Source organism: Thiobacillus sp. (genome assembly GCA_024235835.1).
In the GTDB taxonomy this organism is placed as follows: domain Bacteria; phylum Pseudomonadota; class Gammaproteobacteria; order Burkholderiales; family Thiobacillaceae; genus PFJX01.
Genome location: JACKLQ010000002.1, coordinates 453,713 through 480,037 on the forward strand (window position 1 = coordinate 453,713; position 26,325 = coordinate 480,037).

Genomic DNA, 26,325 nt, shown 5'->3' on the forward strand with positions numbered 1-26,325 from the left:
CAGGTTTTCAGCATGGCACATCTCCCGGCCGGCGGTCTCTCCAACTACTTGAATCGGGGATAATCCCCCCATGACCCACGCCGCCCCATCCAGCACCCTCCTCGATTCCCTAAACCCCGACCAGCTGGCCGCCGTCACCGCTCCCGGCTCGGCCCTGGTGCTGGCGGGGGCGGGGTCGGGCAAGACCCGGGTGCTGACCACCCGCATCGCCTGGCTGATCCAGACGGGCCAGGTGTCGCCCATGGGAGTGCTGGCGGTGACCTTCACCAACAAGGCGGCGAAAGAGATGCTGACCCGGCTGTCGGCCATGCTCCCGATCAACACCCGGGGCATGTTCGTGGGCACCTTCCACGGCCTGTGCAACCGGCTGCTGCGCACCCATCACCGGGAGGCGGGGCTGCCCCAGTTGTTCACCATCCTGGATTCGTCGGACCAGCTTTCCGCCGTGAAGCGCTGTCTGAAGGCCCTGAACGTGGACACGGAGAAGTACGACCCCCGCAAGGTGCAGAGCTTCATCAACCAGAACAAGGAGCAGGGCCTGCGGGCGGACGCGGTGGACGCCTGGGACCCCTATTCCAAGCGCCTTACGGAGTATTACGCTGCCTATGACGACCAGTGCCGGCGGGAGGGCTGCGTGGACTTCGCCGAGCTGCTGCTGCGGGCCTACGAGCTGCTGACCCGCAATGCCATTCTGCGGGCGCATTACCAGACCCGCTTTCGCCACAACCTGGTGGACGAGTTCCAGGACACCAGCCGCCTGCAATACCTGTGGCTGAAGCTGCTGAAGGGGCCCGACAGCGCGTTGTTCGCCGTGGGGGACGACGACCAGTCCATCTACGCCTTCCGGGGCGCCAACGTGGGCAACATGGGCCTGCTGATGCAGGAGATGGGCATAGCCGCGCCCATCAAGCTCACCCGCAACTACCGTTCCGTCTCCACCATCCTGGACGCGGCCAACGCGGTCATCGCCCACAACAAGGAGCGCCTGGGCAAGGACCTGTGGACCGAGCTGGGCAAGGGGGAACCCATCCGCCACTTCCAGGCCAGCGACGACCGGGAGGAGGCCAGCTTCGTGGTGGAGGAGATCCAGGGCCTGAAGCGGGAAGGGGAGAACTACGCCGACATTGCCGTGCTGTACCGCTCCAACGCCCAGTCCCGGGGCCTGGAACACGCCCTGTTCTCCGCCGCCATTCCCTACCGCGTGTACGGCGGCCTGCGCTTCTTCGAGCGGGCCGAGATCAAGCACGCCCTGGCCTACCTGCGCCTGGCGGCCAACCCGGAGGACGACAACGCCTTCCTGCGGGTGGTGAACTTTCCCGCCCGGGGCATCGGCGCCCGGGGCCTGGAAAGCCTGGACGCCGACGCCCGGGCGGCGGGCACCAGCCTGTGGGCGGCGGCCTGCAAGGCAGGCAGGAAATTCGCCCCCTTCGTGCTGTTGATCGAGGACCTGCGCCGGGACACCACGGGCCTGCCCCTGGTGGAAGCGGTGGAGCACGTGGTGGCCAAGTCCGGCCTGCTGGAGTTCTACAGGAACGAGAAGGACGGCCAGGACCGGGTGGACAACCTGGAGGAACTGGCCAACGCGGCCGCCGCCTTCGCGGGTGAAACCGACGACCAGAGCCTGGAGGCCTTCCTGGCCCACGCCGCCCTGGAGGCCGGCGAGCACGAGGCGGCCCAGGGCCAGGATGCGGTGCAGCTCATGACCGTGCACGCCGCCAAGGGCCTGGAATTCCACACCGTGTTCATCACCGGCCTGGAGGCGGGCCTGTTCCCCCACGAGAACGCCATGAGCGAGGAGGGCGGCCTGGAGGAGGAACGCCGCCTGATGTACGTGGCCATCACCCGGGCCCGCAAGCGCCTGACGATCACCCACGCCCAGATGCGCATGCTCCACGGCCAGATGCGCTACGGCCTGCCGTCCCAGTTCCTGGAAGAGATTCCCGAGGCCCTGGTGCATTCCCTGTCCCGTCGGATGGGAGCACCTGTGGTCCACCAGCCCTCCAATGCCTATGGCCGGGGCGGGTATGGCCATGGAGGGACTCCAAGGGGCGCCGAGTCCTCGCCCCATTACCAGGCTTCGCGCCGGGAAGCCAACGTGCCTTTCCCCGTGGGCGCCCGGGTCAACCACCCCAAGTACGGCGAGGGCGTGGTAGGGGGCTACCAGGGCCAGGGGCCCGACGCCGAGGTGACAGTGACCTTCCCCAAGGCGGGGCGCAAGGTGTTCATCCTGGACTACGCCCGCTTGACCGCGGCGTAGTCCCTACGCGGTTCGGGTTGAGCCCTTCGACTTCACTCAGGAGAACCCTGTCGAAACCCGCCCTTCGCCAGGCCCAGGGCGAACGGACTGCCTGGCGCGTCCCCACCAAACCAGCCTCAAACCCAGCAACACGGCCAGGATGCCGGCATACAGCGCCGGCTCCCGCACGTCCGCCTTCACCATCCACCAGAAGTGCAGCACGGCGAGAATGCCGATGGCGTACACGACCTTGTGCAGCCGGGACCAGTTGCGGCCCAGGCGCTTCATCATGGCGTTGGTGGAGGTCACCGCCAGTGGGATGAGCAGCACGAAGCTGATGAAACCCACGGTGATGAAGGGCCGCTTGACGATGTCCTGGAGGATGAAATCCCAGGCGAAGAACTGGTCCAGCCACACGTAGGTGAGCATGTGCAGGGTGGCGTAGAAGAAGGTGAACAGGCCCAGCATGCGCCGCAGCCGCAGCAGCCAGTTGAGGCCCGTGAAGCGGCGCAGGGGCGTGACCGCCAGGGTGATGAGCAGCAGGCGCAAAGCCCAGTCCCCCAGGCCCCGGGTGACGGCCTCGATGGGATTGGCCCCCAGGCTGTCGGTGACGATGCCCTGGACCAGGTGGCCCAGGGGAATCAGGCAGAGGGCGAAGACGAAGGCCTTGATGCCCGTGAGCTGGCGTGAGGTGGGTTGGAAGCTCATGTAGGGAACCCCACTTCGGCAAAGTGGGGCAGGGGGGATTGCCGCCCCCCTGCGAACCTGGAATCGCCTGAAATCCCCCTCGATCCCCCTTTGATAAAGGGGGAGAAAATCCCCATACGAAGCATGTCCATCAGTAGAACTTGCGCAGGTCCATGCCTGCGTACATGGAGGCCACCTGATCGCCGTAGCCGTTGAACATCAGGGTCTTGCGCTTGAAGAACTCGCCGATGCGCCGTTCCCGGGCCTGGCTCCAGCGGGGGTGGTCCACGTCCGGGTTCACGTTGGAATAGAAGCCGTATTCCCGGGGCGCGGCCCGCCCCCAGGAGGTGTGGGGCTGCCGCTCCAGGAAGCTGATGCGGACGATGGACTTGGCGCTCTTGAAGCCGTATTTCCAGGGCACCACCAGGCGCACGGGGGCGCCGTTCTGGTTGGGCAGCACTTCGCCGTACAAACCGTAGGTGAGCAGGGTCAGCGGATGCATGGCCTCGTCCATGCGCAGGCCCTCCGCGTAGGGCCAGTCCAGCACGCTGCGACGCACGCCGGGCATCTGCTTGGGGTCCGCCAGGGTGGTGAAGGCCACGTACTTGGCACTGCCCAGGGGCTCCAGCTGTTTGATCAGCGCGCTCAGGGGGTAGCCCTGCCAGGGGATGACCATGGACCAGCCTTCCACGCAGCGCAGGCGGTAGATGCGTTCCTCCAGGGGGGCCAGCTTGAGGAGCTTCTCGATGTTCCAGGCGCCGGGGTGCTTCACCAGGCCATCCACCTGCACTGTCCAGGGACGGGTGCGCAGGGTGTGGGCATTGCGGGCCGGGTCCGCCTTGTCGGTGCCGAACTCGTAGTAGTTGTTGTAGGTGGTCACATCCCTTTTCGGGGTGAGCTCCTCGTCCACGCTGTAGGTGGGATTGCGCAGGCTGGAAAGCAGGGGACCCGCTTCGGCATGGCGGGCCTGCAGGCCCAGCCCCGCAGCCAAGACCAGGCCGCCGGCGGCGCCCAGGAAATCACGCCGGGCGCGATACACGTCGGGATTTGTGATCTCGGACGGCGTGATGTCGGAGGGTCGTTTGATCAACATGGCTCGTTCCTCTCGAGGATGCTCTGTTTCAGAGGGTGGTGGTCAGGTTGACCAGCCGTTCGGGGATCACGTTCAACGCCCAGGCCCCGAAGGCCTTGTCCATGCCGGCATGACGCCGGCCAGCAGGCTGCTGGAACGAAAGCCGGTTGGAAGCCGGTGATCCGCAAGGCGGCCCCCCAGTGAACGTTGACGTCACCTATTCGATAGCAGCCGCCCCCCTGGGGCAATTAACAAATTGTTTAAGGTTGCCGCGGAACCAAGCCAGCACCTGGGGCAATGCCGGCGTCTCAGCAACTCAGCAGGGCGAAGGAGGTTCCGCCCAGCACCACTCCGGCAGTCAACGCGATGAACAGGAAACGGTAGCTGACATGGCTGCGCTTTTTCTTGCGCAGGCCCAGCACCAGGCTCAGTTCGCCCATGGTGACGACCACCGCAACGAAGAACAGGGGGGCCATGATGGTCAGCGCCAACAGGCGCAACTGGGAAAAACTGGCGGAGCAGGCGTAGGGCATGGAGTAGTAGGTGCCGAAGTTGTTCGCCGCGCGAAGCAGGAACCACAGCATCAAACCCACTCCCACCAGGATCACTGTCGTCATCACCCAGGTGATGGGGTCCCTCAGGAGGATCATGAGTTTCCTGAATTCACGTCGCAGCCAGTGTTCGGCCATGGATCTTGACCCCGTCTCCTTTTGTGTACCGGGATTATGCCGTCAGCGGAGGGAACAACCATCAATAGGGATCCTGGCGTCCCGCCCGACTCAAGAAGTGCCCATATTTTCCGATAGTGCTGGCATGTACCCCCAACGGATCAGATCATGCGCGTCGGTCAAATAGCCGTCACAAGCCTCGAAGAGGGCGGACTCGCCCCCTTGTCTGTCCTCGAACCCAACCTGGTGCTCGCCTTTGCCGCTCCCCAGTACTTCACTGACCCAGTTCTGCCGGGTTGGTTGGGGAAGACGTTTCCCGATGCAAGGCGCATAGCCTTGTCCACGGCGGGCGAGATCACCTCCCAGGGGGTAAACAGCGACTCCATCGTCGTCACTGCCGTCCGTCTGGAGCGCTCCCCCTTCAGGATCGCGGCTACGGATATCGCTGGCATGGAGGACTCCGCTGGAGCAGGACGGCGTCTGGCGGAGCAACTCGCCGCGCCCGACCTGAAGGCCGTCATCCTGCTGTCCCAGGGCGTGGCGGTGAACGGCAGTGACCTGATCGCCGGCGCTGTTGCGATACTGGGACAAGGCGTTCCCATCACGGGCGGACTGGCAGGCGACAACGGTGCCTTCTCACGCACCTGGTCCCTGCTGGACAACCAGGTGTCAGACAGGCTGATGCTGGCCATCGGCCTGTATGGCGACGCCATCCATTTCGCGCATGGTTCCTTCGGAGGCTGGCAGAGCTTCGGGCCCGCGCGCAAGGCCACCCGTGCCGAAGGCAATGTGCTGTATGAGCTCGACGGAGAGCCCGCGCTGGGCATCTACAAGCGGTACCTGGGCGACTACGCCCAGGATCTGCCCGCCTCCGGCCTGCTTTTTCCCTTCGCGATCCTGTCCGATGACCATCAGGAGACCGGCCTGATCCGAACCTTGCTGGGCATCGACGAGGCACAAGGCAGCCTCACCCTGGCGGGGGACATCCCCCAGGACGGCTACCTGCGGCTGATGCATGCCTCCACGGAGGCCCTGGTGGACGGGGCGGAAGCTGCCGCCCTGGCGGCCAGGGAAATGCAATCGGGCAAGGGCCAGGGCCTGGCCTTGCTGGTGTCCTGCATTGGCCGCAAGCTGGTGATGGGTGACAGGGTGGACGAAGAGGTGGAGGCCGTCGGAGCGGTGTTTGGCCAGAACTGCACCCTGGCCGGCTTCTATTCCAATGGCGAGATCAGTCCTTTCCTGAAGACTACGGAGTGCAAGCTGCATAACCAGACCATGACCATCAGTTATCTGGCCGAAAACTAGGCCCATGCACCGCCTTCTCGAGCGCCAGATCAAGCGCACCCTCGGCATCAGCCCCGAACGATGGCCGGAACTGGAGAATTTGGTCAGGGTTGTCGCTCATCAGGCAGGGGAGGGCGACGCCGAACTGGCCCGAGCCCTGCTCGGTCTTCCTGAATTGCTGCAGAGAGTGTCCGAGGCCTATGCCCAGCAGGACCGTGACCTGGCCCTGCTGCGTCGCAGCCTTGAGGTCTCTTCCGAGGAACTGTCCACCGCCAACCAGAGGCTGAGGGAAGACGCCAAGGCCAGCGCAAAGGCCCTCAAGGCATTGCAGCAGGCCTTTGACGCCACGCGTGGCAATCCGGCGGCGGCGGACAAGGACGAGAATGACCTGGTCAGCATGGCCGAGCAGTTGGCCGACCTGACCCGGGAGCAGGAACGCATGCGCCAGGCCCTGACCAAGAGCGAGGAGCGTTTCGAGCTGGCCATGCGCGGTGCCAACGACGGGCTGTGGGACTACGACCTGGTCAACGGCTCTGTGTACTACTCGCCACGATGGAAGGAAATGGTCGGCGAGGATGAACATGACGTGGGCAGCGCTCCGGAAGAATGGCGCAACCGGGTCCATCCCCAGGACCTGCACAATTCGATGAGCGCGCTTGAAGCCCATCTGTCAGGCCACACCCCCCATTACGAAGGCACCTTCAGGTTCCGGCACCGGAAGGGACACTACATCTGGATACTCGCCCGGGGTCTGGCCATCCGGAATCCGGAAGGGCGTGCGGTGCGCCTGGTGGGCACCCACAGCGACATCACCAAACGCATGGAGCTGGAGCGTTACCTGGGCCAGTTCAAGGCGGCCATCGACGAGCACGCCATCGTCAGCATCACGGACGTGGAGGGCCGCATCACTTATGCCAACAGGAAATTCTGTGAAATTTCCGGATACCGCCAGGAGGAACTCCTGGGCCAGAACCACCGCATCGTCAAATCCGGAATGCACCCGGATGGCTACTACGCGGACATGTGGGCAACCATCAGTTCCGGCCACACCTGGACAGGCGAGATCTGCAATCGCGCCAGGGATGGCCGGCTCTATTGGGTGCTGGCCACGCTGGCGCCCTTGTTGGACGACAATGGCCTGCCCTACCAGTACATCGGCATCCGAGCGGACATCACGGAAAGGAAGCTGCACGAGGAAGAATTGCGCCTGGCCAAGGAAGGCGCCGAAGCCGCCAGCAAGGCCAAGAGCGAATTCCTGGCCAACATGAGCCATGAGATCCGCACGCCCATGAACGGCGTGCTGGGCATGATCAACCTGACCCTGGACACGCCCCTCGACGCGGAGCAACGGGAGTATCTGGGCCTGGCCCACTCATCCGCCAATGCCCTGCTCCACATCCTCAATGACATCCTGGACTTCTCCAAGATCGAGGCGGGTCGTCTGGACGTGCACCAGGAACTCATGTCCCCCTTGGACCTGGCGGGCGAGCTTGCACGTCTGCATGAACCACGCTGCCGCGAGAAAGGCCTGGAGTTCCAGCTCAAGACCTCGACGGGCCTGCCCTCCACCCTGGTGGCCGACCTGGCCCGGGTACGCCAGGTACTGGTCAACCTGCTGAGCAACGCCATCAAGTTCACCAGCCAGGGGCGCATCACCCTGGAAATAAGCCGGGCACAGGACGATATCTGCTTCCATGTGCGGGACACGGGCATCGGCATACCCAAGGACAAGCAGGCATCCGTTTTCGAGGCCTTCACCCAGGCGGACGGCTCCATCACCAAGCGCTTCGGCGGCACCGGCTTGGGCCTGACCATCTCCAACCGCCTGGTCCAGCTGATGGGCGGACACATGGGGTTGCGGAGCGAGGCGGGGGTGGGCAGCGAGTTCTACTTCTGCCTGCCCCTCCGGGCCCACTCCGCGCTGCCCGCCACCTCGCCAGTCACGCAAGCCGCCCCTGCCTGCGAAAATGCGCGAGCCCTGCGCATCCTCCTGGCCGAGGACAACGCCATCAACCAGAAGCTGGCCCTCGCCCTGCTCGGCAAGGCGGGGCATCAGGTCACCGTCGTGGAGGACGGCGCCGCAGCCGTGGGGTCCGTGATGTCCGAGCCCTTCGACCTGGTGCTGATGGACATGCAGATGCCCGGCATGGACGGCTTGGAAGCCACACGGCGCATCCGCCATCTGCCAGCCCCGTCAGGCCAGGTTCCCATCATCGCCCTGACCGCCAACGCCTATCCGGACGACGAGGCGCGCTGCTTGGAAGCGGGCATGGACGGCTATGTGGCCAAGCCCATTCGGCGCGATGTGTTGATGGCGGCCATCGAAGAAGCCCTGTACAAGGTATAGCGCGAGTTCAATTCACGCCATGCCGGGAGGCAATCTCCCGCATCGTGGGCACCTGGAGGCCCGCCACATCGGCGTGATGCAAGGCACGCCTAAGCCGGGCTGGCGCCGAACGCCCCGCGCAACCATGCTCAGGGTCGGCTTCGAAGGCTTCCAGCATGCCTCCCAGGAGCGGGGGCCGCGCATAGGCGTGGCCCATGAGCCAGTCCTGGACATCCAGCACCTCGTTGGCCACCCTTTCAGCCAGTTCCCGGTGCTGGTCCCACAGGGCCCCCACCGTGCCGCCCGTCTCCAGGCCGGCGATGTTGGTGGTGAGGATGTACAGGTTCTTGCGCACCAGTTCCCAGGCCAGGCTGTCACCGTCGGGCAGGGTGTGGGCCGGAAGATCGATGCTTTCCAGGGCCCGAACCAGCCGCTGGGCCTCGGGACCGTATACGGGGGAGGAAATCAGGGGCTTGGCATCCGTGCCCTGCTTCTTCTCGAACCATACGGATACCACCGTGGGGGACTCGATGCCGTGGGCCAGCCAGTCCCGGGGCAGCAGTTCGTTCTGCAGCAGTCCCACGGAGTCCTTCCACGCCTCCGGCATGCCGCTGAGCACGGGGTGCAGATCGTTCTCCGCCACGGATACCATCACCAGATCAGGGTCGGGATACCTGGCCGCCACGGCCGCCATGCTGTCCTCCCGTGTCACGGGCACCACGATGTGGCCCGTGCGCAGCAGGCCACCGGCGAACACACGTCCCAACTGGCCCAGTCCCATCAACACCACGGTCTTGTCCATTGCGTTCCTCCTGGCTTGTTTGAGGTGGATTGTAGGCCGGGTTTCGGTAGCCGCTTCATCTGACTAGAATGCCTGGGCTTTTGCCACCAAGCCAATCCACATCATGCAAGCCCCCAACATTGCATCTTTCCTGCCCCCCCGCCGCACCCTCATGGGTCCCGGTCCTTCCGACGTGCCCCAGCGCATCCTGGACGCCATGGCGCGCCCCACCATCGGCCATCTGGATCCGGCCTTCGGCGACATGATGGAGCAGACCAAGGCCCTGCTGCGCTACGCCTTCCAGACCGGGAACAAGCTCTCCTTCCCCGTCTCCGGCCCCGGTTCCGTGGGCATGGAAACCTGCTTCGTGAACCTGGTGGAGCCGGGCGACAAGGTGATCGTCTGCATCAACGGCGTGTTCGGCGGTCGCATGCTGGAGAACGTTAAGCGCACCGGCGGCGTGCCGGTGGTGGTGGAGGATGCCTGGGGCCGGGCCGTGGACCCCGGCAAGGTGGAAGCCGCCTTCGCCGCCAATCCGGATGCCAGGGTCCTGGCCTTCGTCCACGCCGAGACTTCCACCGGCGCCCAGTCGGATGGAGCCACCCTGGCCGCCCTTGCCCGCAAGCACGGCGCCCTCACCATCATGGACTGCGTCACCTCCCTGGGGGGCACGCCGGTGCTGATCGACGCCTGGGGCATCGACGCCGCCTATTCCGGCAGCCAGAAGTGCCTGTCCTGCACCCCGGGCCTTTCCCCCGTGACCTTCGGGGAGCGGGCCATCGACAAGGTCAGGGCCCGCAAGAGCCCCGTGCAGAGCTGGTTCATGGACCTCAACCTGGTGCTGGGCTACTGGAGCGGCGAGGGCAAGCGCACCTACCACCACACCGCCCCCATCAATCCCCTCTACGGCCTGCACGAGGCCCTGGTGATGCTGGCGGAGGAGGGCATGGAGCACGCCTGGACCCGCCACCGTGCCATGCACGAGCGGCTCAAGACCGGCCTGGCACGGCTTGGGCTCGACTTGGTGGTGCCCGATCAGGAACGCCTGCCCCAGCTGAACGCGGTGACCATTCCCGAGGGTGTGGATGATGCCGCCGTCCGGGGCCGCCTGCTCTCCGAATTCAACCTGGAGATCGGCGCCGGCCTGGGCGCCCTGGCTGGCAAGGTCTGGCGCATAGGCCTCATGGGAGCGTCCGCAAGTGAACGGAATGTGGACTATTGCCTGGAAGCCCTGGCTAAAGTTTTGAACAAACAATAGAAGCGGCGCTGCGACAGCTGAAAACCGCGGCTTTTCTCGCCCTGACTTTTTCGCTAGCATTGTGCCGCATACGGTTATTACTTGGTTCAAGTCATTTGCCATCCGGCCAGCGCCGATCCAACGCCTCCAGGCCATCCGAATTTCCCACGCCCAGTCTTCAAAGAGGTTCCCAACATGAGCGAACACATCCATTACGTCACCGACGACACCTTCGAGCAGGAAGTCCTGCAATCTCCCCTGCCCGTGCTGGTGGACTACTGGGCCGACTGGTGCGGTCCCTGCAAGATGATCTCCCCCATCCTGGACGAGGTGGCCAAGGAATATGCCGGTCGCCTGAAGGTCGCCAAGCTCAACATCGACGAGAACCAGGGCACTCCCCCCAAGTACGGCATCCGCGGCATCCCCACCCTGATGATCTTCAAGAATGGCAACGTGGAAGCCACCAAGGTCGGCGCCCTTTCCAAGTCCCAACTCACCGCCTTTGTTGACAGCAACATCTAAGCTCCGCTAGCTTCACGGCATCCGGCGTCCTGCCGGTTGCCGGGGTCCCACCCCATAACCCCCCTCCCCCTCTCGTTTTTCCCTCCTGGCCGTTCTGGCCCACCTGCTCATTCACGCCATGCAACTATCCGAACTCAAGCAATTACACGTCTCCCAACTCCTGGAAATGGCCGAGGCCAACGGCATCGAGAATGCCAACCGCATGCGCAAGCAGGAGCTCATCTTCGCCATGCTGAAGAAGAAGGCGCGGGACGGCGAGACCATCTACGGCGACGGGGTGCTGGAGATCCTGCCGGACGGCTTCGGCTTCCTGCGCTCCCCCGAGACCTCCTACCTGTCCAGCCCGGACGACATCTACATCTCGCCCTCCCAGATCCGCCGCTTCAACCTGCACACCGGCGACACCATCTCCGGCGAGATCCGCACCCCCAAGGACGGCGAGCGCTACTTCGCCCTCACCAAGCTGGACAACGCCAACGGCGGCCCCATCGAGGCCCTGAAGCACAAGATCCTGTTCGAGAACCTCACGCCCCTGTTCCCCAACAAGGCCTTCAAGCTGGAGCGGGACATCAAGGCCGAGGAAAACATGACCGGTCGCATCATCGACATCATCTCCCCCATCGGCAAGGGCTCTCGGGGCCTGCTGGTGGCGCCGCCCAAGACCGGCAAGACGGTGATGATGCAGCACATCGCCCACGCCATCACCGCCAACCACCCGGACGTGGAACTCATCGTCCTGCTCATCGACGAGCGTCCGGAAGAAGTGACGGAGATGACCCGTACGGTGCGCGGCGAAGTGGTGGCCTCCACCTTCGACGAACCCGCGTCCCGCCACGTGCAGGTGGCCGAGATGGTCATCGAGAAGGCCAAGCGCCTGGTGGAGCACAAGAAGGACGTGGTCATCCTGCTGGACTCCATCACCCGCCTGGCCCGGGCCTACAACACCGTGCAGCCCGCCTCCGGCAAGGTGCTCACCGGCGGCGTTGACGCCAACGCCCTGCAGAAGCCCAAGCGCTTCTTCGGCGCCGCCCGCAACATCGAGGAAGGCGGCAGCCTCACCATCATCGCCACCGCCCTCATCGACACCGGCTCCCGCATGGACGACGTGATCTACGAGGAATTCAAGGGCACCGGCAACATGGAAATCCACCTGGACCGTCGCATGGCCGAAAAGCGGGTCTACCCCGCCATCAACGTCAACCGCTCCGGCACCCGCAAGGAGGAACTGCTCATCGAGGCGGCCACCCTGCAGAAGATCTGGGTGCTGCGCAAGCTGCTCTACCCCATGGACGACCTGGAGGCCATGGAATTCCTCTCCGACAAGGTGCGGGCCACCAAGACCAACGGGGACTTCTTCGATTCCATGCGCCGGGGTTGATGGGGAGCACGACCTGCTCAGCCAAGCTGACGACGTATCGGGTCGTCGGGCCTGAATTTCAACTGTCCCATCCTTCTTTTCGTCCGGATAAGTGATCAGACGAGGCGCCCTCCAGAAAACTTTGCTTGCATGCCTGATGGCGCTGGCAGGCTGTGGTAACGACCCGGAATCCCAGCTGCGCCAGGGACGCGTCTTCCTGGATCAGTCGGAATACCCGGCGGCCATCATCTCGTTGAAGAATGTCTTGGAGGATCAGCCGGGTAACGGTGAGGCCCGCCTGCTGCTGGGACGGGCCCATCTGGCCATGCAGGCCTTTCAGGAGGCGGAAAAGGAACTCCTTGAGGCCCGCAAACTCAAGCTGGCCGACGACCTCGTGCTGCCGCCACTCGTGAAAGCCCTGCTCCAGCAGGGCAAGTTCCGGCAGGTGGTCGAACTGAAATTTCCCGAATCCGGCCTCGGCACAACCACCATGGTGGTATTGCACAGCGCGCGGGGCCTGGCCTTCCATGCCCTGGGGGATCCTTCGGCCGCCAGGGTGGCCCTGACCATCGCCCAAGCAGTGGACGCCAGCCACCCGGAGCTGTTCCTGGCCCGTTCCTCCATCGCCTTGTTCAGAGGGGACCACCAGGAGGCAGGCCGCTTCATCGACCAGGCGCTGAAGCGCGACCCTGGGTACATCGACGGTCTCTACATGAAGGCCATCCTGAGGCGTACTTCCGGCCAGGACAAGGAGGCCCTGGAACTCTATCAACGCATCGTGGAACTGGACCCCCGCCAGTTCATCGCCCTCGTTGCCATGGCCACGATCAAGCATCAGCTCGGGGACCAGGCCGGCGCTGACCAGGCACTTCAGGCAGCGGAAAAGTTCGCGGCCAACGTCCCCCTGGTCCTTTACACGCGGGGCAGCGTGGAACTGGCGCGGGGCAACCTGAAGGCGGCCAATGCCGCCAGCAGCCTGGTGATGCGGCAGATGCCGGACTACCCGCCCAATCAGTTGCTGCAGGCCAAGATCAGCCTGGTCCTGGGCGATTACGAACAAAGCCGCAAACTGGCCTCCGCATTCCTGCTTTCCAATCCCGGTCATCTCGAGGCCGGCCGTATCCTGGCCGCCACGCAGATCCAGACCAAGGAGACCTACGAAGCCCTGAGCACCCTGCGAGGCCTGGCCAAGAAGCACGGCGGGGACGCGCGCCTGCTGGCCCTAATGGGGGAGGCTCACCTGGCCCAGGGCGAATACGGCCAGGCCATGGACTACCTGCGCCAGGCCGCCGCCATCGATCCCGTCAACCCCGCCGTCAAGATCCTGAAGGCCAAGGGGCATCAGGCTTTGGGGCAAACCCAGCAAGCTTATGCCGAGATGCAGTCTGCGGCCCGGCTGAACCGGGGGGACGGCACGACGGACCTGGAAATCGTGTCCCTGTACCTTCAAAACCGGGACTGGGACCGTGCCCTCGGCGTCTTGCGGGAACTGGAACAGCGGTTGCCGGACAACCCGGCCCTCCACAACCTGCGTGCCCATGCCTTCCTGGGCCGAAACGAGCCGGCGGCGGCCAGAACATCCCTGGAAAAAGCCCTGACCCTGAATGCCCGGTTCATTCCCGCCAACCTGAACCTGGCGCGGCTGGACATGCTGGAGAACAGGCTGGAAGACGCGCAGAAGCGCTTGCGCGGCATTCTCTCCTACAGCCACAACCAGCAGGAAGCCATGCTTGGCCTGGCCGAAATCGCCAAGCGCCAGAACAACGAGAGCGCCTTCCTGGAATGGCTGGACCTGGCCCTGAAAAGCAACCCCCGGGCGCTGAACACCCGATCCCGGCTGGTCCGCCACCACCTGGACAAGAAAGAATCCGCCACCGCCTTGCGCCTGGCCAAGGAGGGCTACGGTTGGGATCCCAAGAACCCCGGGGCCCTGTTGCTACAAGGCGAAACCCAGCTGGAGATCGGCCACGGCCGGGGTGCCGAGGAAACCTTCATGTTGCTGGTCAACCTGGCCCCCAGCCTGCCCGAAGCGCACCTGGGGCTGGCCCGGGCCCAGATGGCCATGAATACGCCAACCGTCGCCCGCGCCAGCCTGGAACGTGCCCTTAGCCTGCGCCCCGACTTCACCTCGGCCCAGCGGGCCCTGGCTCTGCTCGATCTGGCCCAGGGCAAACGGGACCAGGCCCTGGCCATGGCCCGGCGGATCCAGTCCCAGCGCCCCGCCTCCCCGGCTGGCTTTCGCCTGGAAGGCGAAATTCTGAACGCCGGCAAGCGCCCCGCGGAGGCCGCAGTGGCCTTCCAGAAGGCCCTGGACCGGGCTGGCAGTGCCGAGCTGTTCATCCTGACCCATCGCGCCCTGGTGAATGCCGGCGACATGCAGAAGGCGGAGTACCAGCTCAAGGCCTGGCTGGCCCGGCACGACGAGGACATGCTGGCCCTCCTGGGAGCGGCCGAGACCTACATGCTGTCGGGCCACGACCGGGACGCCATCATCCTCTTCGAAAAGGTGGTGCAGGCCAGGCCCGATCAGGCCGCCGCCCTCAACAACCTGGCCAACCTATACCATCAGAAAGGGGACCCACGGGCCGTGGACATGGCTGAACGGGCGCTCAAGGCGGCCCCGGGCAATCCCTATCTGCAGGACACCCTGGGCTGGATCCTGCTGGAGCAGGGCCAGTTGCCCCGGGCCCTGGAGACCCTGCGCCGAGCCAGCGAGGCCGCGCCCCAATCCGGCACCCTGCGCTACCACTTCGGCTTCGCCCTGATGCGGGCCGGCAACCGGGAGGCGGCGCGCCAGGAACTGCAGGCCGCCGTCGCCCGGGGCGACACCTTCCCGGAATATGCCGAGGCGCGGGGCTTGCTGAAGGGACTTTAGCCATATGCAACCTACTCCACCGCCGCTGTCGAATATTCTTACGTTGGCGCCCGGAGGTGCTTACATGGTTCTCATACCCATGCAGCTCGCACAGCAACAAAAAAGGCGCTGGAAAACCAGCGCCTTCTTGCGTAAACAGCCCCTTGGTCAGCTGGGCTTGCGGCGACGCGCCAAGGCCAGGCCGGCCAGGCCCACGCCCAGCAACCCCAGGATGCCCGGCTCGGGCACGGGTCCAGGTCCAGGACCCGGCAGAGTTCCGGATGCCGTGTAAAGGCTGATGTGGGAATTTTCCACTCTCTGCCCGTTCCTTCCGTACATGCCCCAATCCCCGCTCATGTTCGACCCCGTATCCGGTCCGATGATGAACCAGACCCACTGTGTGGCATCATAAGCAGGGTTGGCGCCATCCTCCTGGGCGCCTTGGCCATCTTTCAGGACCAGCATGAACAGGGTGCCATCGTCGAAATTGCTGCTGTCGATAGACCAGGTACCGGTTTTCCTGTCTTGAGTAGTGGCTGACCAACCTACCAGGCTTCCATTTCCGTTATTGATCTCGTTGCCATACAGAGTCCAATCCTCGACGCCGCCAAAACCATCCATCGCGGTTGTATTTCGATCGTTGGTACCAATGCCCAGGCCACAGTCCGCCGTGGTGGAATAACGGCCGGTGTTTGTCGCATTGTCGCCATAGACGCCTTCATCGCTGCCCCGGGCCCCGGTGATGTACGCATCCGGATCCGCGGACGAGGTAACGGTACAGGTCGCGGCAAAGGCACCCCCGCTCAGGCCCATGCACAAGGCCAGGACAGAAAGCGGGGCAAGCTTGTTCGTATTCTTGGATAGGCTTTTCATTTCTTGCACCTTTGGCAAGTTCATTGCTCTTGGCTAAAAATTAGCAAGCCTCATGCCATGTAAAGCAATCTTTACCGGCAACCCTGCCAAGTCCCTGTCCAACGGCTTTTCAGCAGGTATGGCCCTCATTCCCGGGCATTGCCGGCCCGCCAGCACGCCCACCCTGTAAAAATGACCGACACCCCTTGGCCGGTCACCCCATCAGTGACCCGCCATGTCGCCTTGCATTGCCCGTCGCAGGATATTTTCCAGTTCCGCCTCCCTCTCTGGCAGAGTCAAGGCCCAGTCGATGCGAAATCGTTGCTTCAACCTTACCAGGGCATGCTCGTGCCGTGCCTCGTAAAGCACCACCACCTTCACGTCCTTCTGTGACTGGGCCGTGGCCAGCAGGGATTCCAGGTTGCTCACCCGGTCGCGGAAATCCGGCTGGAAGTAGAAGTCCGCCACGATCACGGCCGGTTTCTCCTTCCGCATCAGGCTGATGGCCTTGCGCACGGCGAATTCAGTCAGTACCCGATACCCCAGGCGCTCATAGAGGGGGCGCAGGTTTGGGTACCCCAACAGCTCGATGACATTGAGCAGGACCGGGGCCTGGGACATATGCTCTCCTTGAAAACAGAAAGGGGGCCGCAGCCCCCTTGTCCTTGCTTTTCCAGCAGACGCTTACAGTTCTTCGCCGTGCTTGGCCAGGTACTCGGCCACACCTTCGGTAGATGCTTTCATGCCTTCGTCGCCCTGCTTCCAGCCGGCGGGGCAGACCTCGCCATGGGCCTCGACGAATTGCAGGGCGTCCACCATGCGGATCATCTCGTCGATGTTGCGGCCCAGGGGCAGGTCGTTGACCACCTGGTGGCGCACGATGCCGTGCTTGTCGATGAGGAAGGAGCCACGGAACGCCACGCCGGCGTCGGCTTCCACGTCATAGGCCTTGCAGATCTCGTGCTTGATGTCGGCCACCAGGGGATAGCCAACCTTGCCGATGCCACCATTGTTGACGGCGGTGTTCTTCCAGGCCAGGTGGCTGAAATGGGAGTCGATGGAGACACCGATGACCTCCACGTTGCGCTTGGTGAATTCTGGCAAGCGGTGGTCAAAAGCCAGCAGCTCAGAGGGGCAGACGAAGGTGAAGTCCAGGGGGTAGAAGAAGACCACCGCGTACTTGTCCTTGATGTGGGCGGACAGGTTGAAGTTTTCGTTGAAATCGTTGTCGCCCATGACAGCCACTGCGGTGAAATCAGGTGCTTGCTTGCCTACGAGTACGGCCATTTAAATTACCTCTTGATTTAAAAAAGAAAAAGATCCGATCAATGCCGTGGCCAACCCCATCTCCCGCCCTGGAATCCGCTCACAATATTGATTAATTTTATACGAGCCTCAACAAGCCATCCACCGGGTTAATACTCATTTTCCGGTCTTGGCGGCCTTCTCGGCAAGGAGGGTTACCGCCTCCTCCAGGGTCACTTCTTCCGGCTGGCGGTCCTTGGGAATGGAGGCCATCAGCTTGCCATGCTGCACATAGGGCCCGAAACGGCCCGACTTGACCTGCACGGGCTTGCCGTCCCGGGGATGGGCCCCCAGTTCCCGGGAGGAAGGAGCAGCCTTGGCGGATTCCTTGCCCCGGGGTTCCCGAGCCTCGAACTCGAAACCCACCTTGCCTTCCTTGTCCCGCACCAGGAAGGCGGAGAACTTGCGCCGGGTCCGGGCAGACACAAAACCGGCCAACAGGTCGGTCTTTCCTTCTGCCAGCAGCTTGCGCATCTGTTCAGCCTCCACCGGCTGCTGCAGGATGACCTTGCCACTGCGGAAATCACAGGCCTTCGCGGCCCCGATGCTGCGTTCACAGACGTAGGCATTGCCGTGTTCGTACACGCCAGACCCGCACTTGGGACACGCCCCCAGACGTTCCTTGCCGGAGAAGTCCACCTCTTCGGCTTCGCCTTCGCCTTCCCGGGGCTGGCCAAAATCGAACTCGGGCTGCTTGTCGTCGTTGAGGCGGATCTCCGCGTCGAAGGGGCGGCCCATCTTGTTGCGGAAACCGGTGAGGGGGCCTACCCGACCATCCCGCAGCAGGGTTTCAATTTCCTCGATCTCGAACTGGCGCCCGGCCACGATCTTCCAGGCGCTCCAGTCGCAGGACTGGCAGGCGAACTTCTTGTAGTTCTCCTTGATGACACCACCGCATTTCGGGCAGGGCGCGGCGAGGGTGGCGAAATTGCCCGGTACGGTATCGGATTCGTAGCGCTTGGCCCGGTCCACGATCTCCTGGGCCAGGGCGGTGATGTGGCCCATGAAGGCGTCGCGGCTCAGGCCGCCTTTTTCCATCTGGGCCAGTTTGTGTTCCCACTCGCCGGTCAGGGAAGGGGAGGCCAATTCCTTGATACCCAGGCCCCGCAGCAGGGTGATGAGAGAGAAGGCCTTGGCCGTGGGCACCAGTTCCTTGCCTTCCCGGTGCAGGTAGTTCTCGGCGATGAGGTTCTCGATGATCTGGGCCCGGGTGGCCGGCGTGCCCAGTCCCCGCCCGGCCATGGCGGCTCGCATCTCCTCGTCCTCCACCATCTTGCCGGCGCCTTCCATGGCGGAAAGCAACGTGGCCTCGGTGAAGCGGGGGGGTGGCCTGGTCAGGGAGGCCTTGATCACAACGTCTTCCGTCTGCAGTTTCTCCCCCGGCACCAGAGGCGACAGGCTGGGCCCACCCTCTTCATCGTCCACCTGGGCACCCTTGCCGTAGACCGCCAGCCAGCCCGGATTCACCAGCACCCTGCCCTCGGTCTTGAAGGCCTCCTTGCCGACGCGGGTGATGCGGGTGGTGATCTGGTATTCCGCCGCCGGGTAGAACACCGCCAGGAAACGTCGCGTCACCATGTCGAAGATCTTCTCTTCCGCCTCGGACAGGGACTTGGGCGCATTACCCGTGGGGATGATGGCGAAGTGGTCGGAAATCTTGGTGTTGTTGAAAATGCGCTTGTTGGGCTTCACCCACCCCTTGGCCTTGATCTCGGCGGCAAGAGGCGCGTAGGCATCGGGCAGGTTGCCCAGCACCTCGCTCACCGTGCTCGGATAGTCTTCCGGCAGGGCGCGGGCATCGGTACGGGGATAGGTCAGGACCTTGTGCTTCTCGTACAGGGCCTGGGCCAAGCCCAGGGTGGTCTTGGCGGAGAAGCCGAAGCGGCTGTTGGCCTCCCGCTGCAGGCTGGTCAGGTCATACAGCAGCGGGGAAAGCTGGCTGGATGGCTTGGTTTCTTCCTCCGCCGTGGCAGGCTGGCCGAGACACGCGGCACGGATGTGATCCGCATCCTTCTGCTCCCAGATACGGAATGCGGTAGCGTGCTCGTCACTCTCGTCCTTCTTGAACTTCTCGTCGAACCAGCGCCCGGTGTATTCCCCCTTGGCGCCGCTGAAACGGGCCTCCAGCTCCCAATAGGACCGGGGCTTGAAGGCGCGAATCTTTTCCTCCCGCTCCACCACAACGGCGAGGGTTGGGGTCTGGACCCGGCCCACGGTGGTGAGATGGAAGCCGCCGGTCTTGGAATTGAAGGCCGTCATGGCCCGGGTGCCGTTGATGCCGATGAGCCAGTCGCTCTCGGCCCGGCACACGGCGGCGGTGCGCAGCCCCTCCACCTCGGCGGCCTCCCGCAGACTGTCGAAGCCCTCGCGGATGGCTCCCTGGGTCATGGACTGCAGCCACAGGCGCCGAACCGGCTTTTTCGTGCCGCTGTGCTGGGCAATGTAGTTGAAGATCAGTTCGCCTTCCCGGCCAGCGTCGCAGGCATTGATCAGGCCGTCGACGTCCTTGCGCTTGATCAGGCGGGTGAGAAGCTTGAGACGGTCCTCTGCCTTCTCTATGGGCTTGAGGGCAAATCGGGGCGGTATGACCGGCAGATGGGCGAAGGACCATTTGCCCCGCTTGACCTCGTATTCCTCAGGCACCGCCAATTCCAGCAGGTGGCCGATGGCGGAGGACAATACGAATTCCTCGGACTCGAAGTAGTCCTTTTCCTTCTTGAACCCCCCCAGGGCCCGGGCGATATCCTGGGCCACCGAAGGTTTTTCGGCGATTATGAGTTGCTTGCTCACGGAAAGGTGGGGTTAGTGGAAGGTGGGGCGCCGGCCTTCTTCGGCACCACGGACCAAATCCTCCAGCCACAACACGTCGCCGGCGCCCTTGAGCTTCCAGAGGGCCAGCATGGCAATCCATTTGATGCGCGAGGCGGGAATCTCAGGGTCCGGTAGCGCCAGGGCCTGCTCGATCACCCATTCTCGCCCATGGGGCGGCAACAGGTTGGCGCTTTCCAGAAAGGCCAGGAAGCCACGGCCTTCCGTGTCCAGGCGACGCTCTTCCTCCAGGCTGTAGATGCGGATGCCGCGGGGCTGCACCGCCTCATCCACCGCCACGAGTTCATCCAGCCCTGCGAGCCAGTCCAGGGCTTCGGCGATCTCGTCCTCTTCAAAGCCCGCAGCGGAAAGCTTGCGGCTCAAATGCTCTGCGTCGGGGATCTGGTCCGCCAGCATATACGTGTCATAGAGGTAGAGCAGGATGTCGAACATGTTCAATAGGTACGTTGATACAGGCCGCCAGGAAGACGCGCCACTTGGCCCGACATTTCGGCTGAAAGTAGCCTGACTGAAAGCGTCCCCACCGTCAAGCCAAGGCGCTCGGACAATTGGTCGAGGCCCAGAGGGCCTGTGGCCAGGGCGTCCAGCACCGGATCACCTGGTATCCCGCTGGCGGGGGCATCTCCCCTGGGACGGCTCGGTTGCTGGCGCAACCGGGGGCCCAGTTCTTCCAGGACGTCCGCCGCCGACTCCACCAGCTTGGCGCCCTGCTTGATGAGGCGGTGGCAACCCTTGGACAGGGCGGAATGTATGGAGCCGGGCATGGCGAACACATCCCGGCCCTGTTCCGCCGCCAGCCGCGCGGTGATTAGGGAGCCCGACTCCAGGGCTGCCTCCACCACCAGAACTCCCATGGACATGCCGCTGATGAGCCGGTTGCGGCGGGGGAAATGCCCGGTCTTGGGGGGCGTTCCCAGGGGAAATTCGGACACGATGGCCCCCTGGCCAGCAAGGCGGTGGGCCAGGTCCCTGTTGCGTGCCGGATAGACCCGGTCCAGCCCCGTGCCCACCACCGCCACGCTGGAGCCGAGGCCGGCCAGGCCGCCCTCATGTGCGGCCGTGTCCACACCCAGGGCCAGGCCGCTGACCACGGTCAGCCCCGCTTCCGAGAGGGCCTGGGCAAAAGCGGCGGCATCCCGCAGCCCTTGCTGGGTGGCATGACGGCTGCCCACGATGGCCACCATGGGTCGGGCCAGCCAGTCCGGATCGCCCTTCACGTAGAGCCAGGCGGGGACATCCTGCAGTTCCAGTAGCTGGGGGGGATAGCGGGGATCGGTGCGGGGGATGAAGTGGTTGCCGGGCAGGGACAGCCAATCCATTGCCGCGGTGATCAACCCGGCGGTTTCGGGCTTGTCCGCCGCCGTCAGGATGGCAAGGGCCATGGCCTTGCCCACCACGTGGGTCAACTGGGCTGAGGAGGCCTGGAGGATGTCGACGGGCCCCGGGAAGGCTTCCAGCAGGTGGCTCAGGGTTTCCGGTCCCAGGCCAGGCACTGCCTCCAGGGTCAGCCAGGCGAGCGTATCCCCTTGCGCTGGCATGCCTCTCCCCAATGCGATCTCAGGGATTGCGTGCCACGTCTCCGGCCGAGACTGGTTCGGTACCTTTCAGCACCAAGGCATAGGACAGCTTGTCGAACACCCGGTAGACGAAGGCCAGGCCCACCCTGGTTTCCGGCAAGACTGAACCGTCGTCCTGGTTGGCGACGCAATCCTCTGCATGACCGCGGCCACCGCCCGCCATGAAGGCAATCTTTTTGGCCCGTATGCACTTGGGGTCCGCCACGGAACGACCCGCACGGTAGAGGGCCAGTACATGCCCCTCCTCCAGGCCACCGTTCTTGCCCCGGTTCAGCACCAGGTTCATCCATGTACCGGCGTGGATGGGCCCGCCCAGAGCGGCCACCACTTTGACCTCCACCGGCTTGTCCGGTGCATGGGGCACGTACTGGGGCGGATTGCCATCCCATGCGGGCATAAGCCGGTCACGCTCCAGCACTTCCTGGTCCGTGGAGGTGATGCGGATCAACTGGGGATCACCGGGCGTCTCCGTGACCGCATCCCCCAGATACACCAGTTCATAGGCCAGGATGTTGGACTTCTCGTCCTTGTTGTCCGGGTCCCGCAATGCCTGGCCCAGGCGCATCACCCGCCAGGCCTTGCCATGCGTCTCTGCCTTGGTGGCATAGACCCGGTCCCCCTTGGCAAACATGACCCGGGCATCGCTGGAACCCAGGATGCGCGGCGCATTTGCCAGTTCGCCCGCATCGCCCACCGCACCCTTGACCATCAGGGACTGGATGGCGCCGATGGGAATGCTGGGGATACCCTGTTCCTTGATGATTATGGGTTCCGATTTCACCTGGGGAGAGAGCTTCACGGTTTCGGTGAAGGCCGCCTTTTCCAGGAACAACCTGGGCTTGCCGTCGACGATGCCTAGCACCACCACGTCGCCGGGGTATATGAGATGGGGATTCCGTATCTCTTCCCGGTTGAGTTGCCAGACCTCGGGCCACTTCCAGGGATCCTTGAGAAACTTCTCCGAAATGTCCCACAGGGTGTCGCCCTTGACCACCACGTGGCGTTGAGGGGCGTTGTCCTGCAAGCGGATTTCATCCGCCATGGCGGGCAAGGCCAGACCGATGGCAACAAGTAATGGAAGGATTCGCATGATTCCTGCCCTCGTGTTTAGGCGACTGAACAAAACTTTGCGCCCGTTATAATTCAGAACAGTTGAAACTTAAAGCACTTTGTCAGATTTTGCACGGAATCCTTCGCCCCCATTCACAATGGCCTTGCTAAAAATCCTTCATTACCCCGATCCGCGCCTGCACACCGTGGCCAAGCCCGTTGCCCAGGTGGACGACGCAATCCGCCGACTGGCCGCGGACATGGCCGAAACCATGTACTCCGCCCCGGGCATCGGCCTGGCCGCCACCCAGGTGGACCGCCACATCCGAATGATTCTCGTCGACATAAGCGAGACCAAGGACCAGCTGAAAATCCTCATCAATCCGGAAATCGTCTCCAAGGACGGGGAAACGGTCTACGAGGAAGGCTGCCTGTCCGTGCCCGGCATCTATGACAAGGTCACCCGGGCCGAACGCATCAGGGTGAAAGCCCTGGACCTGCACGGCAACCCGCTCGAACTGGATGCGGACGGCCTTCTGGCCATCTGCATCCAGCACGAGATCGACCATCTCAACGGCAAGGTGTTCGTGGAGTACCTGTCCCGCCTGAAGCAGAGTCGCATCAAGCACAAGCTCCTCAAGCAGGCCAAGGAAGCGATGTGAGGGTCATTTTCGCCGGCACGCCCGACTTTGCGGCGGCCGCCCTGAAGGCACTCATCGCGGCCGGCCACCACATCCCCCTCGTCCTGACCCAGCCTGACCGCCCCGCGGGGCGCGGCATGAAGCTGCGCATGAGCCCGGTGAAGGAAGTGGCCCTGGCCCATGGCCTGGCCGTGGCCCAGCCGGAGAACCTGAAGACCGAGGAGGCACGCCGTCCCATCGCCGAGGCAAATGCCGATGTCATGGTGGTGGCCGCCTACGGCCTCATCCTGCCCCAGGCCGTGCTGGACATGCCCCGCCTGGGCTGCGTCAACATCCATGCCTCCCTGCTACCCCGGTGGCGCGGCGCGGCCCCCATCCACCGGGCCATCGAGGCCGGGGATGCGGAAACCGGCATCACCCTCATGCAGATGGATGCGGGCCTGGACACCGGCGCCATGCTGAGCCGGACTGCCATTCCCATCCAGGACACCGACACCACGGGCAGCCTCCATGACCGCCTGGCGGAACTGGGGGCCCGGGAAATCGTGGCCCTCCTGCCGCGGCTGGAGCAGGGCGCCGTCATGGCCGAGCCCCAGGACGGCAGCCTCGCCACCTACGCGAGCAAGATCAGCAAGGAGGAAGCGTCTCTGGACTGGAAGCAGCCGGCCGCGATGCTGGCGCGCAGGATCCGGGCCTTCAATCCCTTCCCCGGCGCCAGCGCCGACGTGGATGGCGTGCCCTTCAAGATATGGCGGGCCCGGCCGGTAGCGGGCCAAGGCCAGCCCGGAACCTTGCTCGAGCAGGATCGGGAAAGTCTGACGGTGGCCTGCGGCCAGGATGCATTGCGCATCGAGGAAGTACAAAAAGCCGGGGCCAGGCGCCAAGCGGTGGCGGACTACCTGCGGGGGCTGCGGTCCTGAGGACAGCGGAAGCCCGCACCGGGCCCCGCATCTCAAGCTTTTTCCAGCGCCTTCAGGGCTGCCACTGTCCCCTCGCTAGCCTCAAGTTGCCGCACCTGCCCCAGGAAGTCGACCAAACAAGCCATCTGGCCATCGAGCTGATCCAGCAGCGGTTCCAGTCGCGGCAGGCTTGCTAGGCGCGCATCTCCCGTATCAGCTGCCCGCACTCCCCCTGAAAATTCACCCAGGTCCGCCATGGTCTGGGCCAGCTTGGCGTTTAGTTCCGAGGCCATGCCCGAGGTTTCCCCAAGCCCCCTTGAAGCGTGCTCGACCATGGTGGCATCTATGCCGGCCACCTGGCCCATCACCTCGCTTGCCTTGAGCAAATGTCCGCTCACCTCCTCCATGTTGCTGCGGATGTGGGCGGAGAACTGTCCGGTGCGCTTGGACAGGTTGCGCACCTCTTCCGCCACGATCTTGAAACCACGCCCAGCGTCGCCGGCGTGGGCGGACTCGATGGAGGCATTGAGGGCGAGGAAATTGGTGTGCTTGGTGATGTCCTCGATCTCCCCCAGGGCGGACAACATGTCGCTGATGCGTACCTCGATGTCCGAGAACCGCTTTTTCAGGTCCAGGGACACCGACGAAATCTGGTGCGCGTTGCCCGATACAGTTTGCAGGATATCCCTGTTGTATGCCGCCAGGCGGCCAAATGACTCCACCACATCCTCATGATGAGCCCGGGTCCTGGCCAGGCAGGACTGGAAGGCCTCGCCATTCTCCAGCGATGTAGTCGCCTCTGCCACGCCCGGGACAGGAGGCAAGGACAGTTCACGTGCTCGGCCAAGGGTGACCCGCATTGGACGAAGATGGGCCTCCAGAGCCTCGCAAATGGCAGCCAGAACGGGTTCCACCCTGGCGGGCAGCGCCACCTCGTCCATCGCCTCTACAGGCAACGCCGGAACGGGAGCCAGATGGTGACGCATGTGCCACCACCAGAGGTAAGCCAGCACGGCCACTGCCAGTCCCAGGGCCGAGCCCCAGGCCAACCAGGAGGTCAAACCCGCCATCGCCAGGCCCACGGCCACCACCGGATACACCGCCATGGCCAGCGCCATGATCATCAACAGGAGTCTTGGCCCCATCATATTCGTCCAGTTACCAATTTCACCCCCCTAACGACGCACCCGGGAAAAACTTGAGCAATCCATTGAATTTCCTGGGATGTCACCCAACTATTGGTCCGTACGGAAACATTGGAGAACCCGATGCTGAACAACTGGTTCAAGACCACCCTGCTCATGGCCGCCATCGTCGCCCTGTTCGGTGTCGTGGGCATGGCCCTGGGCGGACGCACGGGCATGCTCCTCGCCCTGCTGTTCGGCGGGGCCATGAACCTGTTCGCCTACTGGAACTCGGACAAGATGGTCCTGCGCATGTACAACGCCCGGGAGGTGGATGCGTCCAGCGGCGGCGCCTTCCACGCCATGGTGGCGGACCTGGCCCGTCGCGCCGAATTGCCCATGCCCCGGGTGTACGTCATCGACGAGGCCCAGCCCAACGCCTTCGCCACCGGCCGCAACCCCGAAAACGCCGCCGTGGCGGCCACCACGGGCATCATGCACATCCTTTCCGAGCGGGAGCTGCGGGGTGTCATGGCCCACGAGCTGGCCCACGTGAAGCACCGGGACACCCTCATCTCCACGATCTCTGCCACCGTGGCCGGCGCCATCTCCGCCCTGGCCCAGTTCGGCATGTTCTTCGGGGGCGGTGACCGGGACCGGCCCAACTTCGCCGTGCAACTCATCGTGATGATCCTGGCCCCCCTGGCCGCCATGCTCATCCAGATGGCCATTTCCCGGGCCCGGGAGTTCGGCGCGGACCAGGGCGGCGCCGAGATTTCCGGCGACCCGGAGGCACTGGCCAGCGCCCTGCGCAAGATCGAGGCCTATGCCCGGGGCACGCCCATGCATGCTGCCGAGGCCCACCCGGAAACCGCTCAGATGATGATCATCAACCCCCTCTCGGGCGGTGACCTCCAGGGCCTGTTCCGCACCCACCCGGCCACGGAGCAGCGGGTGGCCCGGCTGCTGGCCTTGGCACAGCGCCGCTGATAGATTCACCCCCACTACCCACTCCCCACTTCCG

21 protein-coding genes and 1 pseudogene are annotated in these 26,325 nt (G+C 64.1%); 10 read left to right on the forward strand and 12 right to left on the reverse strand.

Going from position 1 to position 26,325, the window contains the following annotated elements:
• Positions 1-70 precede the first annotated feature (70 nt).
• Positions 71-2,257: a UvrD-helicase domain-containing protein gene (locus H6935_10320; GenBank protein MCP5278739.1), complete on the forward strand. Its 2,187-nt coding sequence runs from the start codon at positions 71-73 to the stop codon at positions 2,255-2,257.
• 36 nt (positions 2,258-2,293) lie between these two features.
• On the opposite strand, the gene H6935_10325 is transcribed toward H6935_10320, so the two are convergent.
• The 3 genes from H6935_10325 to H6935_10335 all read right to left on the reverse strand — a co-directional run bounded on the left by H6935_10325 (position 2,294) and on the right by H6935_10335 (position 4,684).
• Positions 2,294-2,944 carry a sulfoxide reductase heme-binding subunit YedZ gene (locus H6935_10325; GenBank protein ID MCP5278740.1) on the reverse strand — a complete coding sequence of 217 codons (651 nt, stop codon included), beginning with the start codon at positions 2,942-2,944 and terminating at the stop codon, positions 2,294-2,296.
• 130 nt (positions 2,945-3,074) lie between these two features.
• Positions 3,075-4,016, reverse strand: coding sequence for a protein-methionine-sulfoxide reductase catalytic subunit MsrP (gene msrP, locus H6935_10330; GenBank protein ID MCP5278741.1), 942 nt, complete (start codon positions 4,014-4,016; stop codon positions 3,075-3,077).
• A gap of 287 nt (positions 4,017-4,303) precedes the next feature.
• Entirely contained in the window at positions 4,304-4,684 is a 381-nt protein-coding gene (locus H6935_10335; GenBank protein MCP5278742.1) for a hypothetical protein, read from the reverse strand.
• 147 nt (positions 4,685-4,831) lie between these two features.
• Here H6935_10335 and H6935_10340 point away from each other — a divergent pair, with 147 nt between their 5' ends.
• Complete coding sequence (locus H6935_10340; protein ID MCP5278743.1) at positions 4,832-5,968, forward strand: FIST C-terminal domain-containing protein; 1,137 nt, start codon at positions 4,832-4,834, stop codon at positions 5,966-5,968.
• Positions 5,969-5,972: 4 nt separating this feature from the next.
• The gene (locus H6935_10345; protein MCP5278744.1) at positions 5,973-8,294 is read left to right on the forward strand and encodes a PAS domain-containing protein; all 2,322 of its coding nucleotides are present in this window, start codon (positions 5,973-5,975) and stop codon (positions 8,292-8,294) included.
• Positions 8,295-8,301: 7 nt separating this feature from the next.
• Here the strand turns inward: H6935_10345 and H6935_10350 are convergent, their stop codons facing one another.
• Positions 8,302-9,075 (reverse strand): hypothetical protein, encoded by a 774-nt coding sequence (locus H6935_10350; GenBank protein MCP5278745.1) that lies wholly within the window; start codon positions 9,073-9,075, stop codon positions 8,302-8,304.
• A gap of 103 nt (positions 9,076-9,178) precedes the next feature.
• Here H6935_10350 and H6935_10355 point away from each other — a divergent pair, with 103 nt between their 5' ends.
• From H6935_10355 to prsT, 4 genes are all read left to right on the forward strand, one after another.
• Positions 9,179-10,312, forward strand: a complete 1,134-nt coding sequence (locus H6935_10355) for an alanine--glyoxylate aminotransferase family protein (protein ID MCP5278746.1) — start codon at positions 9,179-9,181, stop codon at positions 10,310-10,312.
• Positions 10,313-10,486: 174 nt separating this feature from the next.
• Positions 10,487-10,813 carry a thioredoxin TrxA gene (gene trxA / locus H6935_10360; protein MCP5278747.1) on the forward strand — a complete coding sequence of 109 codons (327 nt, stop codon included), beginning with the start codon at positions 10,487-10,489 and terminating at the stop codon, positions 10,811-10,813.
• 118 nt (positions 10,814-10,931) lie between these two features.
• Positions 10,932-12,191, forward strand: a complete 1,260-nt coding sequence (gene rho, locus H6935_10365) for a transcription termination factor Rho (GenBank protein ID MCP5278748.1) — start codon at positions 10,932-10,934, stop codon at positions 12,189-12,191.
• Positions 12,192-12,327: 136 nt separating this feature from the next.
• The gene (prsT, locus tag H6935_10370) at positions 12,328-15,045 is read left to right on the forward strand and encodes a PEP-CTERM system TPR-repeat protein PrsT (GenBank protein MCP5278749.1); all 2,718 of its coding nucleotides are present in this window, start codon (positions 12,328-12,330) and stop codon (positions 15,043-15,045) included.
• Between the two features lie 147 nt (positions 15,046-15,192).
• Here the strand turns inward: prsT and H6935_10375 are convergent.
• The 7 genes and pseudogenes from H6935_10375 to H6935_10405 all read right to left on the reverse strand — a co-directional run bounded on the left by H6935_10375 (position 15,193) and on the right by H6935_10405 (position 22,677).
• Positions 15,193-15,276, reverse strand: a pseudogene (locus H6935_10375) (PEP-CTERM sorting domain-containing protein).
• Between the two features lie 822 nt (positions 15,277-16,098).
• On the reverse strand, positions 16,099-16,497 hold the full coding sequence (locus H6935_10380; protein MCP5278750.1) for a hypothetical protein: 399 nt from the start codon (positions 16,495-16,497) through the stop codon (positions 16,099-16,101).
• A 63-nt stretch (positions 16,498-16,560) separates the two neighbouring features.
• Positions 16,561-17,163 carry a peroxiredoxin gene (locus tag H6935_10385; GenBank protein MCP5278751.1) on the reverse strand — a complete coding sequence of 201 codons (603 nt, stop codon included), beginning with the start codon at positions 17,161-17,163 and terminating at the stop codon, positions 16,561-16,563.
• 135 nt (positions 17,164-17,298) lie between these two features.
• On the reverse strand, positions 17,299-19,971 hold the full coding sequence (locus tag H6935_10390; protein ID MCP5278752.1) for a DNA topoisomerase III: 2,673 nt from the start codon (positions 19,969-19,971) through the stop codon (positions 17,299-17,301).
• Positions 19,972-19,983: 12 nt separating this feature from the next.
• The gene (locus H6935_10395; protein ID MCP5278753.1) at positions 19,984-20,442 is read right to left on the reverse strand and encodes a DUF494 domain-containing protein; all 459 of its coding nucleotides are present in this window, start codon (positions 20,440-20,442) and stop codon (positions 19,984-19,986) included.
• Positions 20,443-20,444: 2 nt separating this feature from the next.
• The gene (gene dprA / locus H6935_10400) at positions 20,445-21,548 is read right to left on the reverse strand and encodes a DNA-protecting protein DprA (GenBank protein ID MCP5278754.1); all 1,104 of its coding nucleotides are present in this window, start codon (positions 21,546-21,548) and stop codon (positions 20,445-20,447) included.
• 19 nt (positions 21,549-21,567) lie between these two features.
• Positions 21,568-22,677, reverse strand: coding sequence for a LysM peptidoglycan-binding domain-containing protein (locus H6935_10405; protein MCP5278755.1), 1,110 nt, complete (start codon positions 22,675-22,677; stop codon positions 21,568-21,570).
• 118 nt (positions 22,678-22,795) lie between these two features.
• Here H6935_10405 and def point away from each other — a divergent pair, with 118 nt between their 5' ends.
• A complete protein-coding gene (gene def, locus H6935_10410; protein MCP5278756.1) occupies positions 22,796-23,299 on the forward strand; it encodes a peptide deformylase in 504 nt (167 codons plus the stop codon).
• Positions 23,296-24,198: a methionyl-tRNA formyltransferase gene (locus H6935_10415; GenBank protein ID MCP5278757.1), complete on the forward strand. Its 903-nt coding sequence runs from the start codon at positions 23,296-23,298 to the stop codon at positions 24,196-24,198. The genes def and H6935_10415 overlap by 4 nt, the downstream gene beginning before the upstream one ends.
• Before the next feature lie 32 nt (positions 24,199-24,230).
• On the opposite strand, the gene H6935_10420 is transcribed toward H6935_10415, so the two are convergent.
• Positions 24,231-25,301, reverse strand: a complete 1,071-nt coding sequence (locus tag H6935_10420; protein ID MCP5278758.1) for a hypothetical protein — start codon at positions 25,299-25,301, stop codon at positions 24,231-24,233.
• Positions 25,302-25,445: 144 nt separating this feature from the next.
• Between H6935_10420 and htpX the strand changes: the two genes are divergently transcribed.
• A complete protein-coding gene (gene htpX, locus H6935_10425; GenBank protein MCP5278759.1) occupies positions 25,446-26,291 on the forward strand; it encodes a zinc metalloprotease HtpX in 846 nt (281 codons plus the stop codon).
• Positions 26,292-26,325 lie beyond the last annotated feature (34 nt).